The organism is Bacillus sp. 11B20, assembly GCF_056098985.1.
Genome location: NZ_JBLZWZ010000009.1, coordinates 300,343 through 316,990, shown reverse-complemented (window position 1 = coordinate 316,990; position 16,648 = coordinate 300,343). Strand labels below are relative to the sequence as shown.

The 16,648-nt window shown below is 44.5% G+C and carries 15 protein-coding genes; all 15 read left to right on the top strand.

Annotated elements, in window-relative coordinates; translation table 11 throughout:
* Positions 1 to 133: 133 nt before the first annotated feature.
* The 15 genes from ACN6NB_RS15795 to nikD all read left to right on the top strand — a co-directional run bounded on the left by ACN6NB_RS15795 (position 134) and on the right by nikD (position 16,648).
* A complete protein-coding gene (locus tag ACN6NB_RS15795; protein WP_039181574.1) occupies positions 134 to 2,008 on the top strand; it encodes a polysaccharide biosynthesis protein in 1,875 nt (624 codons plus the stop codon).
* Complete coding sequence (locus ACN6NB_RS15790; protein ID WP_144491524.1) at positions 1,974 to 3,122, top strand: glycosyltransferase family 4 protein; 1,149 nt, start codon at positions 1,974 to 1,976, stop codon at positions 3,120 to 3,122. Before ACN6NB_RS15795 ends, ACN6NB_RS15790 begins: the two co-directional genes overlap by 35 nt.
* Complete coding sequence (locus ACN6NB_RS15785) at positions 3,115 to 3,954, top strand: glycosyltransferase family 2 protein (RefSeq protein WP_064498013.1); 840 nt, start codon at positions 3,115 to 3,117, stop codon at positions 3,952 to 3,954. Before ACN6NB_RS15790 ends, ACN6NB_RS15785 begins: the two co-directional genes overlap by 8 nt.
* Positions 3,947 to 5,077 carry a glycosyltransferase family 1 protein gene (locus ACN6NB_RS15780; RefSeq protein WP_058837591.1) on the top strand — a complete coding sequence of 377 codons (1,131 nt, stop codon included), beginning with the start codon at positions 3,947 to 3,949 and terminating at the stop codon, positions 5,075 to 5,077. The genes ACN6NB_RS15785 and ACN6NB_RS15780 overlap by 8 nt, the downstream gene beginning before the upstream one ends.
* A gap of 14 nt (positions 5,078 to 5,091) precedes the next feature.
* Entirely contained in the window at positions 5,092 to 6,195 is a 1,104-nt protein-coding gene (locus ACN6NB_RS15775; protein WP_058837592.1) for an EpsG family protein, read from the top strand.
* A 27-nt stretch (positions 6,196 to 6,222) separates the two neighbouring features.
* Positions 6,223 to 7,245, top strand: coding sequence for a glycosyltransferase family 2 protein (locus ACN6NB_RS15770; RefSeq protein WP_458209009.1), 1,023 nt, complete (start codon positions 6,223 to 6,225; stop codon positions 7,243 to 7,245).
* Positions 7,246 to 7,250: 5 nt separating this feature from the next.
* A complete protein-coding gene (locus tag ACN6NB_RS15765; RefSeq protein ID WP_052196536.1) occupies positions 7,251 to 8,279 on the top strand; it encodes a polysaccharide pyruvyl transferase family protein in 1,029 nt (342 codons plus the stop codon).
* A gap of 28 nt (positions 8,280 to 8,307) precedes the next feature.
* Positions 8,308 to 9,822, top strand: coding sequence for an MATE family efflux transporter (locus tag ACN6NB_RS15760; protein WP_144490049.1), 1,515 nt, complete (start codon positions 8,308 to 8,310; stop codon positions 9,820 to 9,822).
* A gap of 20 nt (positions 9,823 to 9,842) precedes the next feature.
* Complete coding sequence (locus ACN6NB_RS15755) at positions 9,843 to 10,436, top strand: sugar transferase (protein ID WP_039181552.1); 594 nt, start codon at positions 9,843 to 9,845, stop codon at positions 10,434 to 10,436.
* Positions 10,399 to 11,085 (top strand): acetyltransferase, encoded by a 687-nt coding sequence (locus ACN6NB_RS15750; protein WP_247543774.1) that lies wholly within the window; start codon positions 10,399 to 10,401, stop codon positions 11,083 to 11,085. The genes ACN6NB_RS15755 and ACN6NB_RS15750 overlap by 38 nt, the downstream gene beginning before the upstream one ends.
* Entirely contained in the window at positions 11,085 to 12,263 is a 1,179-nt protein-coding gene (locus tag ACN6NB_RS15745) for a DegT/DnrJ/EryC1/StrS family aminotransferase (RefSeq protein WP_247543772.1), read from the top strand. Before ACN6NB_RS15750 ends, ACN6NB_RS15745 begins: the two co-directional genes overlap by 1 nt.
* 149 nt (positions 12,264 to 12,412) lie before the next feature.
* Positions 12,413 to 14,035, top strand: coding sequence for a nickel ABC transporter substrate-binding protein (gene nikA, locus ACN6NB_RS15740; RefSeq protein ID WP_126682324.1), 1,623 nt, complete (start codon positions 12,413 to 12,415; stop codon positions 14,033 to 14,035).
* A gap of 18 nt (positions 14,036 to 14,053) precedes the next feature.
* The gene (gene nikB, locus ACN6NB_RS15735) at positions 14,054 to 14,998 is read left to right on the top strand and encodes a nickel ABC transporter permease subunit NikB (protein ID WP_039181545.1); all 945 of its coding nucleotides are present in this window, start codon (positions 14,054 to 14,056) and stop codon (positions 14,996 to 14,998) included.
* Positions 14,995 to 15,828, top strand: a complete 834-nt coding sequence (gene nikC, locus ACN6NB_RS15730; RefSeq protein ID WP_039181542.1) for a nickel ABC transporter permease subunit NikC — start codon at positions 14,995 to 14,997, stop codon at positions 15,826 to 15,828. The genes nikB and nikC overlap by 4 nt, the downstream gene beginning before the upstream one ends.
* Before the next feature lie 4 nt (positions 15,829 to 15,832).
* Positions 15,833 to 16,648 (top strand): nickel import ATP-binding protein NikD, encoded by an 816-nt coding sequence (gene nikD, locus ACN6NB_RS15725; protein WP_180272444.1) that lies wholly within the window; start codon positions 15,833 to 15,835, stop codon positions 16,646 to 16,648.

Here is a 16,648-nt window from a genome sequence, read left to right as displayed (position 1 = left end):
ACAATGGAGGCACTCGATCCTGCTGTGGGCACAACCGGTGCCTTAGATGCTCGTCATCAGTAGTGGGATGTGAGGACGGGTTTGATGCCCATGTTACGTAAGAATAGTGATGCTTTAAAAAGGGGGAGGAGCGTTGACTTACGCCCAAAGATTATCAATCATCGTAGCACTAGATTCATATCTCATCTTAGTTGCCGTCTTTTTTGGTTTTCAATTTGTCCAAGAGGCGGCTTTAACCGTTTATACATTTGAAATGCTCGCCATTTCTTCACTCAGTCTGCTCATTGGGCACCATCTATTTGCCTGCATATTTCATGTGTACAAGCAAGTATGGGCTTATACAGGAGTAAGAGAGTTATTTTCTTTAATGAAGACCTTTGTGTGTTCTTTTTTATTTTCGATGACGATGCTGTACCTTTTCGTGCAGACATGGCCATTTCGGTTTTTATTCATCGTGTGGCTTTTTCATATCTTATTCATCGGTGCCTCTCGGATGGCTTCCAGGCTATTTCATGACGGAGCAAAGCGGCTTCAGGCAGAAAAGGAGCGGGCATTAATCATTGGCGCCGGATCAGCGGGGACCATGCTCGTTCGTCAGCTACAGCAATCGAGTGATGTACATATTGAGCCAGTCGCCTTCATCGATGATGACAAGACGAAACATAGGCTTGAAATTATGGGTCTGCCTGTCATAGGAGGAAAAGAACAAATTCAAACAGCTGTCGTGATGATGGATATTCAGAAGATCATCATTGCCATTCCATCTAAAAGCAGCCACACCTTAAAAGGGCTGTATAAGGAATGTGTAGCGACTGGAGTCAAAACACAGATCATGCCGGAAATGGAGCAGATTTTAAAAGGAACCCATGCGCTGAATCAATTACGGGATGTACAGCCAGAGGATTTACTAGGGAGAGAACCGATTCAATTAGATACGAGCCGTCTATCTGCTCATTTAAAAGGAAAAACGATCATGGTCACAGGGGCAGGCGGATCAATTGGGTCAGAAATCTGCCGTCAAATTTGTGTGTTTGCTCCTCAAGCGATTGTACTTGTGGGACATGGAGAATTTAGCATTCATTCTATTTTACTAGAGCTGAAAGAATTATATGGAGACAGCATCAGACTCTATCCACAAATTGCGGATATTCAAGATAAACAGAAAATGAGTGAAATCGTTGGTCAGTTTCAACCGGATATGATTTATCATGCTGCGGCACATAAGCATGTTCCGCTCATGGAGATCAGTCCGAAAGAAGCTGTGAAAAACAATATTATCGGCACAAAAAATGTCGCAGAAGCCGCGCACGAGCACGGCATTGAAACATTCGTCCTCATCTCATCTGACAAAGCAGTCAACCCTGCCAATGTGATGGGAGCCACTAAGCGGTTTGCTGAAATGCTGATTATGCAAATGGGGGCAAGCAGCGAAACAAAATTTGTCGCCGTTCGATTTGGAAATGTACTTGGAAGCAGAGGGAGCGTCATCCCTATTTTTAAGAAACAAATCGAGCAAGGCGGGCCGGTGACAGTCACGCACCCAGCCATGACAAGATATTTTATGACCATCCCAGAAGCATCAAGGCTTGTGATTCAGGCAGGTGCACTGGCAGAAGGAAGACAGATTTTTGTTTTAGATATGGGGGAGCCAGTGAAAATCGTAGACCTCGCAGAAAACCTCATTCACCTCTCAGGCTACACCACAGACCAGATTCCGATCACTTTCACAGGCATTCGTCCTGGGGAGAAAATGTACGAAGAACTACTGAACCAGCATGAAAAAGCACAGGAACAAATCTTCCCGAAAATTCATATTGGCCATGCGCTGGATGGTGACCCATATGTGCTGAACCGCTTTATACATGAATTTGACATGATGAGTGAAGAGCAAATGAGACAAGCATTATTTGCGGCCATTGAGTCGCATGATATGTTGTCCGAACAGATGAAACGAGAGGAGGAGCCGCTTGCCAATGAAGAAAAAAGTCTTGTTTTGCGCAACGGTTGATTATCACTTTAAGGCCTTTCATCTTCCATATTTCCGGTGGTTTCAGGAAAAAGGATGGGAAGTGCATACAGCGGCAAATGGCCAGCTGGAGCTGCCCCATGTGAATCAAGCTCACTCGATTCCGATTCAGCGCTCTCCTTTTCATGTCCGCAACCGGCTTGCGTATGTAGAACTGAAGAAGCTGTTAGCGAAAGAGCACTATGATTTCATCCATTGCCACACACCAATGGGAAGTGTCATTGGCAGGCTTGCAGCCAAAGGCGCGCGCAAAAAAGGAACGAAGGTTCTTTACACGGCACATGGCTTTCACTTTTGGCAGGGGGCGCCGCTTCAAAACTGGCTGCTCTATTATCCAATTGAGAGATTTCTTGCCCGCTATACAGACGCACTGATCACCATTAATGGGGAGGATTTTAAAAGAGCAGACCGTCTATCAAAAGAGCGGACATCTGTTTATTATGTGCCCGGTATGGGTGTGGATATGAAACGGTTCGCACCAGTTGATGAAAAAGAGAAACAGCGTCTCCGCGCAGCCTACGGCTTTTCTGCGGAAGATTTTATCGTACTGTGTGCTGGCGAATTAAACATGAATAAAAATCAAGGAATGCTCATCAAAGCATGTGCACAGCTGTCTAGGAAAATACCAAATATAAAGATCGTGTTTGCCGGGGAAGGGACAATGAGGCCAAACTATGAAAAGCTTACTCACCAGCTCCAGCTTGAAAAGCATGTTCACTTTGCTGGGTTTTGCAAACAAATGGAGGAATGGATGCATTTGAGCGATGTGTGTGTTTCCACCAGCTTGAGAGAAGGGCTCGGCATGAACCTGCTTGAAGCGATGTCGGCAGAAAAACCCGTGATTGCAACGGAGAATAGAGGGCATTGTGAGCTTGTCAAACATGGCGTCAATGGTTTTTTAGTTAAACCGCAAGATGTGAATGGTTTAGCTGATTACTTGCAGCAGCTCTATGACAAAAAGGATCAGCTGCCCCTCATGGGAAAAGCGGGACGATCTATCGCTCATGCATTTGCACAGGAGCAGACGGTCAGTGCAATGGAAGAAATTTATACAATTTATATGGATCAAGCAGAGAAGGTGATACAGCATGCGTAAACCAAAGGTGTCTATTATCATGGGTGTCTACAATTGCCAAGAGACAGTAGAAGAAAGTATTGAATCCATTCTTCATCAAACATATGAAAACTGGGAGCTCATCATATGTGATGACGCATCAACAGATGGCACTTATGAGAAAGTGCTGTCTTATACAAAACGACATCCTGAAAAAATTCGCATGATCCGTAATCAACAAAATCAAAGGCTCGCTGCCAGTCTCAATCGCTGTCTGGCTGAAGCGAGGGGAGAGTTGATTGCAAGGCAGGATGGCGATGATCTATCGGTGCCTGTTCGTTTAGAAAAACAGGTTCATTTCCTCGATACATATCCTGAATACGATGTGGTCGGTACGGCGATGACAGTTTTTGATGAAACGGGAACAAAGGGTGTACGGGCACTTGTTTCAGAGCCTGATCGGAAGGTGATGGCAAGAGGGACTCCTTTTTGTCATGGGACCATTATGATGAGGGCTTCTGCTTACAAAGCTTTAAATGGATATCGCTCTGTGAAAACAACAAGGCGGATGGAAGATATCGATCTTTGGATCCGCTTTTTTGCTGCTGGGAGGAAAGGCTTTAATTTACAAGAGCCGTTATATCTTGTGAGAGAGGATGAAGCAGCCTTTCAGCGGCGAAAGTTTCGATATTCGATGGATAATGCCTGGCTCGTTTTGAAAGCATGCTGGCTATTAAAGCTATCGCCGCTTGACTATTTATTTGCTCTAAAACCGGTGGTCCGTGCCTGCTTGTCACCGAAGGTCATGAAGCTTTATCATCGCCGGAAGCTGGCGTCGTCTATGCTGAAGAGGAGGGCTGTTCGGGATGAGTGAGCCAAAGCGCGTGCTTCATATTGTGGGCGGGATGAACCGCGGCGGAGCTGAAACGATGATTATGAACATCTATCGTGCACTCGACAGGAATGTCCTTCAATTTGATTTCATTACCCACCGGCAGGACGTCTGTGATTATGATGAGGAAATTCGCGAGCTTGGGGGACGCATCTTTTATGTCCCGAGTATTGGGGCGTCCTCTCCGGTTGCTTTTGTGAAAACATTGACAAAGACAATTAGGCAAACAGGACCCTATCAGGCCGTGCATGCACATACGGATTTTCAGACAGGCTTCTCCGCACTTGCTGCAAAACTAGCGGGTGTGAAGGTGCGCATTTGCCATTCGCATAATACAGCGTGGAAGCAGTCGCCAAACTGGCTGGATCATATGATGCTCAAAGGGTTTCGCCAGCTGATCTTTGCATTCTCTACACAGCTTGTTGCATGCGGCGAGGATGCCGGAGTCTTTTTATTTGGACAGAAAAAAATGCAGAACGGGCAAGTTGAGGTGCTGCCAAATGGGATTGATTTATCCCTTTTTTTTCAGCCTGATCCAGACGAAAAGGCGGAGATCAAAAAGCAGCTCTATCTTCGCGAAAAAAACATGATCATCGGTCATATTGGGCGGTTCCATGAGCAAAAAAATCATGTTTTTTTTATGGAGCTGGCCCAGACCTTAAAGAAGCAAGGCGTTTCATTTCAGCTTGTCCTCGTAGGAGATGGACCGCTGAAGCAAGTAGTCGAATCGTATGCGGAGAAGGCAGGCCTGATGGAGGACATTGTCTTTACAGGCGTCGTATCAGACGTTCCACAGTATATGAAAGCATTTGATGTTTTTGTGATGCCTTCCTTGTTTGAAGGTCTTCCGCTTGTATTAGTGGAAGCACAGGCATCTGGGCTGCCTTGTGTGATTTCAGATCATATTACAGAGGAAGTAGATTTAGGCTGCGGGCTTGTGAAAAGGATGTCGCTGCGAGATTCCGCGCATGAATGGATGAAGGCGGTGCTTGAAGCATATCATGCAGAACCTCCTCTTCAAGAGACCATTACCTCACAGCTTGAACAAAGAGGATTTGATGTGAAACAGAATATTACACGTGTGATGAATCTATATGGACTGTAAGGAAGGAATGGCAGATGGCGGTTTATTTGGTGAACATGATCATGGTCTATTTATGGTCGAGCTTTGCCGCATTTTACGGCAGACGTGATGATACCATTCAAAGCGGATGGCGGCCTAACAAGCTTCTTGTGTTTTTTCCGTTTTTGTTTCTTTGTATCGTGTCTGGTATTCGGTATAAAGTAGGAACCGATTTTGTCACATATGGACAGATGTATGAGTTCTCCATTAACTATGAAAAGCCTTGGCATATATTTGGATTCGGTGTGGATAAAGCCGCAACGGATCCAGGGTTTACGTTTATTTTATGGATGCTTAATCAACTGACTCATGATCCGCAAATCATGTATATCTCAGTCGGAGCCATTACTTATTTTTTTATTATCAAGACGCTTATTCAATATGGCCGTCCATTTGAGCTCAGTATGCTGCTTTTTCTTGGGACCTTTCATTATTATGCGTCATTTAATGGCATGCGTCAGTATATGGTGGCAGCGATTCTTTTTTATGCCATCCGGTTGGTGATCAATGGTCAGTGGAAATTGTATTTTCCGCTCGTCCTTGTATGTTCATTGTTTCATTCATCGGCTCTCATCATGATTCCTGTGTATTTTATTGTGAGGACAAAGGCTTGGTCTTGGATGATGCTGTTCTTATGCCTGATTTTCTTAGGCTTAACCGCGCTTTATGACCGTTTTGTCTCAGTGTTTGTCGTGATGCTGCAAGGAAGTTCATATGGTCATTACGAGGAATGGCTCACAACGAATACGAATGGAATGAATGTGACAAAAATCGGTGTCTTGATTTTGCCGCTTCTGCTCGCTTTCTTTTATCGAAAACGACTTCGTGAGCTGACACCTGAGAGTGATTACATTGTGAATTTTTGTTTGCTTGGTTTCTTGTTTGGCATCCTTGCAACGAAGGATGTCATTTATGCAAGATTTCATATTTATTTTGGCTTGTATCAGCTCATTTTACTGCCATATTTCACACGTATTTTTGATCAGCGGTCTAATGTGTTTATGTATGTAGGGATTGCTGTTTGCTATATTCTGTACAGCATCATGCTGATGCCGTTCGATTCTTCGGTTTTGCCGTATAGAACGATATTTAATAAATAGATTTGAAGAAAGGTGGGGCATGCTGTAATGCCAGCTATCAGTCTATTGGTCGCAGTTTACAATACGAGTCAATATGTGGAGCAATGTCTTCAATCAATTGCAGATCAAAGCTTTTCCGATATAGAAGTCATTCTTATCAATGATGGATCGACCGACCGCAGCGGTGAATGGCTTGAAGCATTTGCTGAGCGTGATGAGCGTTTCCGGGTAATCCATCAATCCAATCAAGGGTTAGGCGCTGTGAGAAACCGGGGCATCGAGGAAGCGAAAGGGACGTATCTCGCCTTTGTGGATTCAGATGATATTCTCGCTCCTCATTACTGTGAAGCTATGTATGAAAAAGCCGAAATGACCGGGGCAGATCTTGTTGTGAGCGAGTATTGGATTCAATTTGAACAGTCAAAGCGAACGATAGCAACGACGCTGTTAGACAAGCGGTCAGCTGAAAAAACGGATTTAATCAAAGCGTTATTACATGGAGACTTGACTGGATTCTCATGGAATAAGCTGTATCGGCGTGCCTTTATGGAAGAACACCACATTCGATTTCCGCTGCGGGGGGAGCTAGAGAACATTGAAGATCAATATGTGACGCTGCGCTGTTTTTCTTTAGCACGCAGCATCGCTTTTGTTCATGAGCCTCTTTATTATTACAGGGTTCATCTGTCATCTATTGTACAGCGGTATCAGAAGCAGTATTTTCATCATGGACTGACCTTTTATCATGCACAGCGCTCTTTTTTAAAAGAGCATGATGACCTCTCTCTGTATGAGAAAGCATTAGACTTTTTTATCGTCAATCATACGCTTCATTGTATGCTCAACGAATGGAAGAGCCAAAATGATCTCTCTATTCAGGAAAAGCTTGATCACATGCGTGAAATGGTCACACATGATGCCTTTCAGCATGCCGTCAAACAAGTGGAACCATCGAAGCTCACAGTACGAAAGCGAATGATTTTATTTCTTGCTAAGTGCCGATTGGTTTATCCGCTTTCTGCCGCGGCATCTAGCTATCAAAAATGGATCGAATATCAGACAAGGAAATAGGGGTGATGGGATTGACAGTGCAGCAAATGAAGGCAAAAACCGCAGAGTGGCTGCTCTTAAAGGTCAAATATCCGCTTGAGTATAGACTGAGCCGCCAAAGGCTGCCAGAGCTGAGTCATCAGAAGAAAATCATTCTCACGCTGCTGCCGGGCCATGATAATTTAGGGGATCATGCGATTGCCTATGCGAGTTATTGTTTTTTAAAGAAACACTTTCCAGCCTATGACATCATAGAAGTGGACATGAAAGAGATCTATCGCCTTGCCCGTCCGCTAAAGCGCAGCCGGCATCCAGAAGACATCGTCTGTATGATCGGTGGGGGCAATATGGGGGATTTATACCGGTACGAAGAATGGACGAGACAATTTATCATCAAGACCTTCAAGTCCTATCCCATGATCCAGCTGCCTGCTACTGTGCATTTTACAGAAACAAAGAAAGGGAAAAGGGAGGAGCGCCGCGCCATACACACGTATAAGCAGCATCCAAGACTGCTCCTCATGGCAAGAGATCAAACAACCTATGAATGGATGAAGCAGCATTTTCCTGATCAAGATGTGTGGAAACAGCCTGATATGGTGCTGTCATTAGACGAATCATCAAAGGATGAAACACGTGAAGGGGTTCTGCTTTGTCTGCGTGAGGATCAAGAAGCATATCTCACAAAGGAGGAGCGCCAGCAGCTGCAGCAGTATATCCAAGAGACATATGATCAAGTCGGTTTGATCACAACGACAATTGGCAGACGGGTCGATCGAACAACTCGCTTGGAGGAGTTAACGTCTTTGTGGACGGAGTTAAAACAAACGCAGGTCGTCGTGACAGATCGTCTGCATGGCATGATCTTTTGTGCGATCACTCATACACCATGTGTTGTCCTTAGGTCGTTTGATCATAAGGTGATGGAGGGATTTGAGTGGGTGGCTCACCTTCCGTTTATGACCCTTTTAAAAGAACCAAATGAGACCGCTGTGAAAGAGGCCGTTCATCAGCTGATGAAAACAAGTGGTCAAAAGGGAGAGGAAGCTGGATGAGGGCTCTTAAACGCTGCGTGAAAGCACAATGAATCGAGCGTTTCTTTATAATGCCAGTGCGAACTTAATCACATTTGTCCTGATGATGCTCATGTCTGTTTGTTTAACACCTTATATTGTTCATACGCTTGGAGTGGAAGCATTCGGCTTAATCCATCTGACGCAAAACATGATCAACTATTTATCGGTCATTACCGCTTCGTTAAGTGCGGTTGTTGTGCGTTTTTTTTCTGTGGCGGCTCATAAAGGAGAGATGGAGAAGGCGCAGCGCTATCTCGCTTCCTATTTCGTCAGTTCGTTTTTACTATCTATTAGTCTCTTTTTGCTTTGTCTTTTCATATCTCATCAGCTGGTTGAGTGGCTTCATGTGCCCGATCATCTCGCAAAAGACACACAGACCGCCTTTATTTTAGGGGGTCTTTTATTTATGCTCAATTTCGTCATGTCTGGCATTGGGGCTGCACCGTTTTATGCGAATAAGCTCTATGTATCAAGTGTTGGACAGGCAATTCAAATGTTTCTGAGAGCACTGATGATTGTCATCCTGTTTACATGGACGACACCAGCCATTTGGCATATTCCACTTGCGGCCGTCATTGGAAGCTTAGCGGCTATGGGGATCGGTATCTATTATTTTAAAAAACTCATCCCTTGGTTTTCGTTTAAGTGGCGGCATGTCTCGTTATCGTCTAGTCTCACCCTTGTTCGATCAGGGGTCTGGCATTCATTTGAGCAAATGGGGATTTTGTTGTTTTTACAAATTGATTTATTGATGACCAACTTGCTCATTGGAGCTGAAGCGACAGGCAAATATGCGGCGATTTTACAATTTCCATTATTATTACGCACACTGGCAGGGACACTGGCCGTTGTGTTTGCACCAACAATCACGAAATTTTATTCGAATCACGACAAAGAGGGGCTCATTCAATATGCTGCAAATGCTATTAAGTGGAGCGGCTTATTTGTTGCGTTCCCAGCCGCGCTTTTAGGAGGTCTCGCTGGTCCGCTCATGCTTCTATGGCTTGGCCCTGCTTTTGAGGAGCTGAAATGGCTTCTCATGATTCATGCGGCTTATTTATGTTTGACCTTGATGTTTTTACCGCTCACATATGTGCCAACCGTGTTTAATCGTTTTAAAGTTCCTGCGGTTATCACCCTTATATTAGGTGTGTCTAATGTGCTTTTTGCCTATGGATTGACTCATATGCTGCAGCTCGGTTTATATGGCATTGCATCCGCGGGGGCAATGGTTTTATTGATCAAAAATATTGTGTTTCTGCCATTTTATACGGCTAGCATCACGAATCAGAAACGCACCATCTTTTACAAGCATACGCTGGTTCCGCTTGCAGGAGCGCTATTTATTTGGGGCGTCTGCGCAGGAATTCAAGTGGTATATAACGTGACTTCATGGTGGGAGCTGTTTTGTATTGGCGGGCTTTGTTTCATTCTCTATATAGGCTACTTGTATGTGTTTGCAGGAACGAAACGAGAGCGGATGCAGCTGATGCGTAAGGTAAAACATGCGGTCTCCCGCTAATATGAAAAGGAGATGCAATGATGAAAAGAATGATCGATGTGATGGTGGCATTGACGCTGCTCATCGCAGGCAGTCTTCTTTTTCTTCTCATCTATGGACTGATTAGATGGAAAATTGGAACGCCTGTGGTGTTTCGGCAGAAGCGGCCTGGTCTGTATGGCAGGCCTTTTATGCTCTATAAATTTCGGACAATGACCGATGAACGCGACGAACATGGGGAGCTGCTGCCAGATCATCTGCGTTTAACAAAAACCGGCGCCTTGATTCGAAAGCTTAGTCTTGATGAATTGCCGCAGCTTGTCAATGTACTCAAAGGAGAGCTCAGTCTCGTCGGGCCAAGACCGCTTTTGATGGAGTATTTGCCTATGTATACAGAGGAACAAGCAAGGCGTCATCTTGTGAAGCCCGGCATAACAGGATGGGCACAGGTGAACGGCCGAAACACGCTTTCCTGGGAGGAGAAATTCACCTATGACCTTTGGTATGTCGAGCATCAATCGTTTTGGCTCGATATGAAAATTCTATGGATGACCTTGCTGAAAGTCATGAAAACAGAGGGGGTGCAGCAGCCGGATCATGCCACAGCTGAAAAATTCAAAGGAACCGATATGTAAAAAGCAAACCATTGGTTTAATTGGGGCTGGAGGACATAGCAAAGTCATCCAAGATCTCATTTTTGCACATTCCGATTACTCATTATGTGCGGTGTTAGATGATCAATTTGAAGAGGTGGTCACTCAAAGCGGGATTTTGTATGGACCGATCTCCATGAGTGAGCAGCTGAGAAAGACCATGCCACATATGAAATGGCTGATTGCAATCGGACAAAATGAGATCAGACTGCTCATGAAGGAACGCCTCTCATTTGAAAATACAGCGTACGCCACACTCATTCATCCAGAGGCGGTCATAAGTCCGTCAGCTGTCATTGGAAGGGGGACTGTCGTGATGGCAAGGGCAGTGGTACAAGCAGATGCAGCCATCGGTGAGCATGCGATTATGAATACAGGATCTATCGTGGAGCATGACTGCATACTCGAATCGTTTGTGCACCTGTCACCAGGCGCGGTTCTGACTGGCGGTGTTTCCGTGCGGGAGGGTGCACATATTGGGGCAGGTGCCGTCGTGACACCGGGTACAACGATTGGAAGCTGGACGGTCATTGGCGCTGGAGCAGCAGTGACAAGAGATATACATGATCAGAAGGTTGCGGTAGGAATTCCTGCAATGGAAATCAAAGATCGGAAAGAAGGTGGAAAGTGATGAAAGAAAAGAAGCGAATTTACTTATCTCCTCCGCATATGAGCGGAAAAGAGGATCTCAAAATAGAGGAAGCCTTCAAGAGCAACTGGATTGCGCCGCTTGGACCGCTTGTGAATGAATTTGAGCAGACAGTAGCGGACTATGCAGGAGTGAAGACAGGCGCGGCTTTATCCTCAGGAACAGCGGCGATTCACCTTGCTTTAAAGCTGATAGGTGTACAAAAAGAAGACATTGTCTTTTGTTCCACCCTCACGTTTGTTGCAACGGCAAATCCGATTTTATATGAACAAGCGTCGCCCGTTTTTATTGATTCTGAAAGGGAGACGTGGAATATGTGCCCGCTTGCTTTAGAGAAAGCCTTTGTTGAATCAAAACGTCTTGGTAAAAAACCTCGCGCGGTCATTGTCGTCCATTTATATGGGCAAAGTGCAAAAATGGACGAAATCATGGCTCTGTGTGAAGCATATGATGTACCCGTCATTGAGGATGCGGCTGAATCGTTAGGTGCGCTGTATAAAGGAAGGAAAAGCGGCTCAATGGGCAGGTTCGGTATCTATTCTTTTAATGGAAATAAAATCATTACAACATCAGGGGGCGGAATGCTTGTGAGTGATGATGAAGCTGCGATTGAACGATGCCGCTTTCTTGCGTCACAGGCCAGAGAACAAGCCATGCACTATGAGCATCAAGAGATGGGCTACAACTATCGCATGAGCAACCTCTTAGCAGGGGTCGGGATTGCTCAAATGGAAGTGCTGGACGAGCGTGTTGATCAAAAGCGCCGCATTTTCCAGCGTTATCAGGACGCTTTATCAGAAGCGGAGGGTCTTCATTTGATGCCAGAATATCAAGAAACGAAATCCAACCGCTGGCTGACGGCATTGACAATTGATCGTGATACAAAATTGTCTCCAGCAGATATCATTCTTGCTTTAGAAAAAGAACAAATCGAAGCAAGGCATGTATGGAAGCCGCTGCACCAGCAGCCGCTCTTTCGCCATTGCCCTTTTTATACTGCGGAAAAAGGGACGCCTGTATCCGAGCTGTTATTTGAGAGGGGGCTTTGTCTCCCGTCTGGAACGAGCATGACAGATGCAGATCAGGAGCGTATCATCCATATACTTCATGACATGCTGCGAGAAAAAACATTTACCTCTTCACAGGCTGCTCATTCGTAAGCAGCCTGCCTCTCTTTCTATCAAATTCCTCAATTTGTGGAATAATTAGGAATAAGTATTGTCATGTCGTTTCAAATATGATATTGACAAGGGCTCCCTTCCTCCTTAAAATGAAAATGATTATCAGCATCAATTAGGAGGAGCAACTTATGACTATTTGGAATAATTTTCCGAAAATTAAAATAAATACTGTGTTACCCTTCCTGCTTATTCTCTTTTTATTAGTAGGATGCTCTCAAACAAACAATGGAGCGGATGGAAACAAGGATCACCCTGACATGATCACTATGGCGTGGCCAAGAGATATTGGTGAAATGAATCCACACGTATACAACCCATCACAATTGTTTGCACAATCAATGATTTATGAGCCGTTGGTGAGCTATCAAAAGAATGGAAAGCTGAAACCAGAATTAGCGAAATCATGGGATGTTTCAAAGGATGGCAAGGTGTATACGTTCCATTTAAGAGACGGAGTAACATTCTCAGATGGCTCTGAATTTAATGCGGATATTGTTAAAAAGAACTTTGATACGATTTTAAAAAATAAAGATTTACATAGCTGGTTAGGTGTCATTAAGAAAATCAAAAAGACAGAAGCCGTTGATAAAAAGACATTTAAACTCACATTAACAGCACCATATTATCCAACTGTTCAAGAATTAGCCGTTGTTCGTCCAGTTCGTTTCTTAGGTGAAGCAGGCTTCCCTAAAAATGGAGATACGTCAAAAGGAATTGAAAAACCAGTGGGGACAGGCCCTTGGATTTTAAAAACATATAAGAAAGATGATTATGCTATTTTCGAACGAAACGATCATTATTGGGGAGAAAAACCAAAGGTAAAAGAAATCAAGGTAAAGGTTATCCCAGATGCGGAAACGAGAGTCATGGCATTTGAAAAAGGTGATGTGGATCTACTTTACGGAGAAGGAACCATTAGCCTTGATTCCTACAAACAGCTAGAGGCAAGCGGCAAGTATGAAACGAAAATGTCAGAGCCTGTTGCAACGAGACAGCTTGTCATGAACACAAAAGTGGATCAGCTGTCAGATGAGAAAGTGCGTCATGCCCTTCAATATGCCTTCAATAAAAAATCAATGGTAGAAGGGGTCACTTCTGGTTTAGAGGATGAAGCAGATCACATCTTGCCGACAAACATGCCGTATACGTCAAACATTCAGGTGAAGTCTTTCAAATATGATGTGGATAAAGCCAAAGCATTGCTGGATGAAGCGGGCTGGACACTTCCAAAAGGAAAATCCGTTCGTGAAAAAGATGGGAAAAAGCTTGAGTTCAGCATGATGTATGACTCGGCAGAATCGATTCAAAAAGCGATGGCAGAAACGCTGCAAGCCGAATGGGCAGCCGTTGGTGTCGGCGTCAAGCTTGAGGGTGTGGATTTGGCCACACAGGTTCAGCGCTTTAAAGCCAATAAGTTTGATATGAACTTCTTTAGCAACTACGGAGCGCCGTATGATCCGCATACGTTTATGAACGTTCTCTCATCAGATGGATTTGGATTCAAAGAAGCCATTTCAGCCTACCCAAATAAGGAAAAGCTGATCAAAGAAATGACGGAAATTCCATCAACAACAAATGAAAAGAAACGTAAAGCACTGTATTCGTCTGTCTTATCCTCTTTACAGGATCAAGGGGCAATTGTGCCAATCTCTTATTTTAAAAAGACAGCCGTTTATCAAAAAGCTGTGAAAGACTTTGAATTCCCTGCGAATCGTGATGAACAACCTTTCACAGGCATTAAGCTGAAGTAACAGAAGGAAGGTAAGGAAATGGGCCGCTATATCGTCAAACGATTGCTATCAATTATTCCTGTATTTTTATTAGCCACACTGCTCACAACTGGTATGATTCACCTTTCGCCAGTTGACCCGGCTGAGGCATATTTAGCAGCGGCTCATATCCAACCTACGGATGAAATATTAGCGCAAAAACGAAGTGAATTCGGCTTAGATGAGCCATTTTATATGCAGTATCTTCATACCATTGAAAAAGTCATTCATCTTGATTTCGGCCGGTCGTATATGTCCAATCAGCCTGTCGTTGATGAGGTGATGTATCGAATACCGGCAACGATTCAATTGGCACTGACCAGTCTGCTGATCGCTATTTGTGTCAGCATTCCGCTCGGCTTTTTCAGCGGCATGAGGAAAAATGGTGCCGTTGATCATGTGAGCCGGCTGATTTCTTTCTTAGGAGCATCTATCCCAACGTTTGTTTTGGGGTATTTGCTCATCTTCTTTTTTTCAGTGAAGCTAGACCTTTTACCAGTTGAAGGGGTCGGAACATGGGCGCATCTCATCCTGCCGTCGATCACACTGGCAGTCCCTTTAATTGCTACGTATACAAGGCTGTTACGTTCAAGTGTGAGTGAGGCGCTTCAAGAACCTTTCGTTCAATATGCGAGAATGAGAGGATTGAAGGAACAATCGATCATGTTCAAGCATGTGTTCAGAATTGCGATATCGCCGATGCTGACCGGTCTTGGGGTGAACCTCGGCAAGCTGTTAACCGGAACCATTATTGTAGAGGCCGTTTTCTCATGGCCAGGGTTTGGCCGCTTTTTTATTGAAGCGATCTTTAACCGGGATCTGCCAGTCATTCAATTTTATGTCCTCATGTCAGCCTGTATTTTTATCTTGAGCAGCTTGATGGTTGACTTGATTCAGCTGATCATTGACCCTCGTATTTCTAGAAAGGAAGGCCGCCAGCAATGATGACAAAAGTAAAACATCTCTTCTCTCATCAAAAGATGATCTCGATCTGCGCCCTGCTGCTCGGTCTCCTGCTGATTGTGACAATATGTGCGCCATGGATCGCCCCGCATGATCCGGCAGCTGTTAATCTAGCGATGAAGCTAAAGGGATCTTCGTGGGAGTATCCGCTTGGAACAGATCAATTAGGGCGGTGCAATTTATCTCGTATTTTATATGGTGCGCGTGTTTCGCTTGGCTGTGCGTTATTAATCTTTCTTTCTTCGTTATTCATTGGTTTAATTGTCGGCCTGTTTTCAGGATACAAAGGCGGCTGGATTGATCATGTTTTGATGAGAATCTGTGACGGTGTCATGGCATTTCCAAACTTGGTGCTGATCCTTGGGTTAGTCGGCATCTTCGGTCCGGGACTTTCTCAAGTCGTACTTGCCTTGATGCTTGTGCAATGGGTGTATTATGCCCGCGTCTTCCGTGGAATGGTGCTCAGTTTAAAAGAACAGAACTTTATTGCAGCTGCAAAAATCAGTGGGACCTCGCACTGGAACATCATGAGAAAGCATATGATTCCCAATGTCCTGCCGCCTTTAGCAGTCATTGGAACACTCGAAATGGGCTGGGCGATTATGGACATTTCTGCGATGTCTTTCCTCGGATTAGGGGTTCAGCCTCCTATGCCTGAATGGGGAGCAATGATTCATGAAGGGAAGTCGTATATTCAAACGAATCCTCAGTTGATGCTGTACCCGGGTCTTGTGATCATGACTGTGGTGATTCTGTTTAATTTACTAGGAGAAGCCCTTTCAGAGAAATATGGTATCAAACGCCGTGTGTAAAGGAATGATCAATGTGCAAGAGCCCATTTTACAAATAGAGAACCTGCATGTGCATACGAAAACACCTCAAGGGACAACCCCTCTTATTCAAGAAGTATCGTTTGAAGTAGAGCGCGGTCAAATCCTTGGATTAATTGGTGAGAGCGGCTGCGGGAAAACAGTGACAAGTATGTCGATCTTACGTATGCTTGATCGAAAAACAACTGAAGTCACTGGCAGTATCACATTACAGGGACGAGAATTGATCGGTATAAGTGAAAAGAATATGCGGTCTATTCGAGGCAAAGACATCTCATATATTATGCAAAATCCAATGAACAGTTTTACGCCGGTATGGACAATCGGCCATCAGCTGGTTGAAACCATCCGCCGGCATTCTGCTGTTAGTAAAAAGAAGGCACGAGCACAGGCAATGGATGCTTTAGCGCAAATGAATCTGCCGCAGCCAGACGAACTGTTCAACAAATACCCCTTTGAATTAAGCGGAGGGATGCTGCAGCGTGTCATGATCGCCATGGCTGCCTGTATGCACCCGCCCCTCATCATTGCAGATGAGCCGACAACTGCTTTAGATGTACACAATCAGAAACGGGTGCTTCAGCATCTGAACCAAATTCGTCATAACTATGGAACGGCCATTTTACTCATTACCCACGATCTTGGTGTCATTGCTGAAATGGCAGATCAAGTTGTCGTCATGAAACAAGGAGAAATTGTGGAAAAGGCAGGAGTTCTTGAACTTTTTGAACAACCAAAGCATGATTATACAAAAAAACTATTAGCAGCTCGTCCATCTATCCCAGCTGTTTGCCCGATTTGA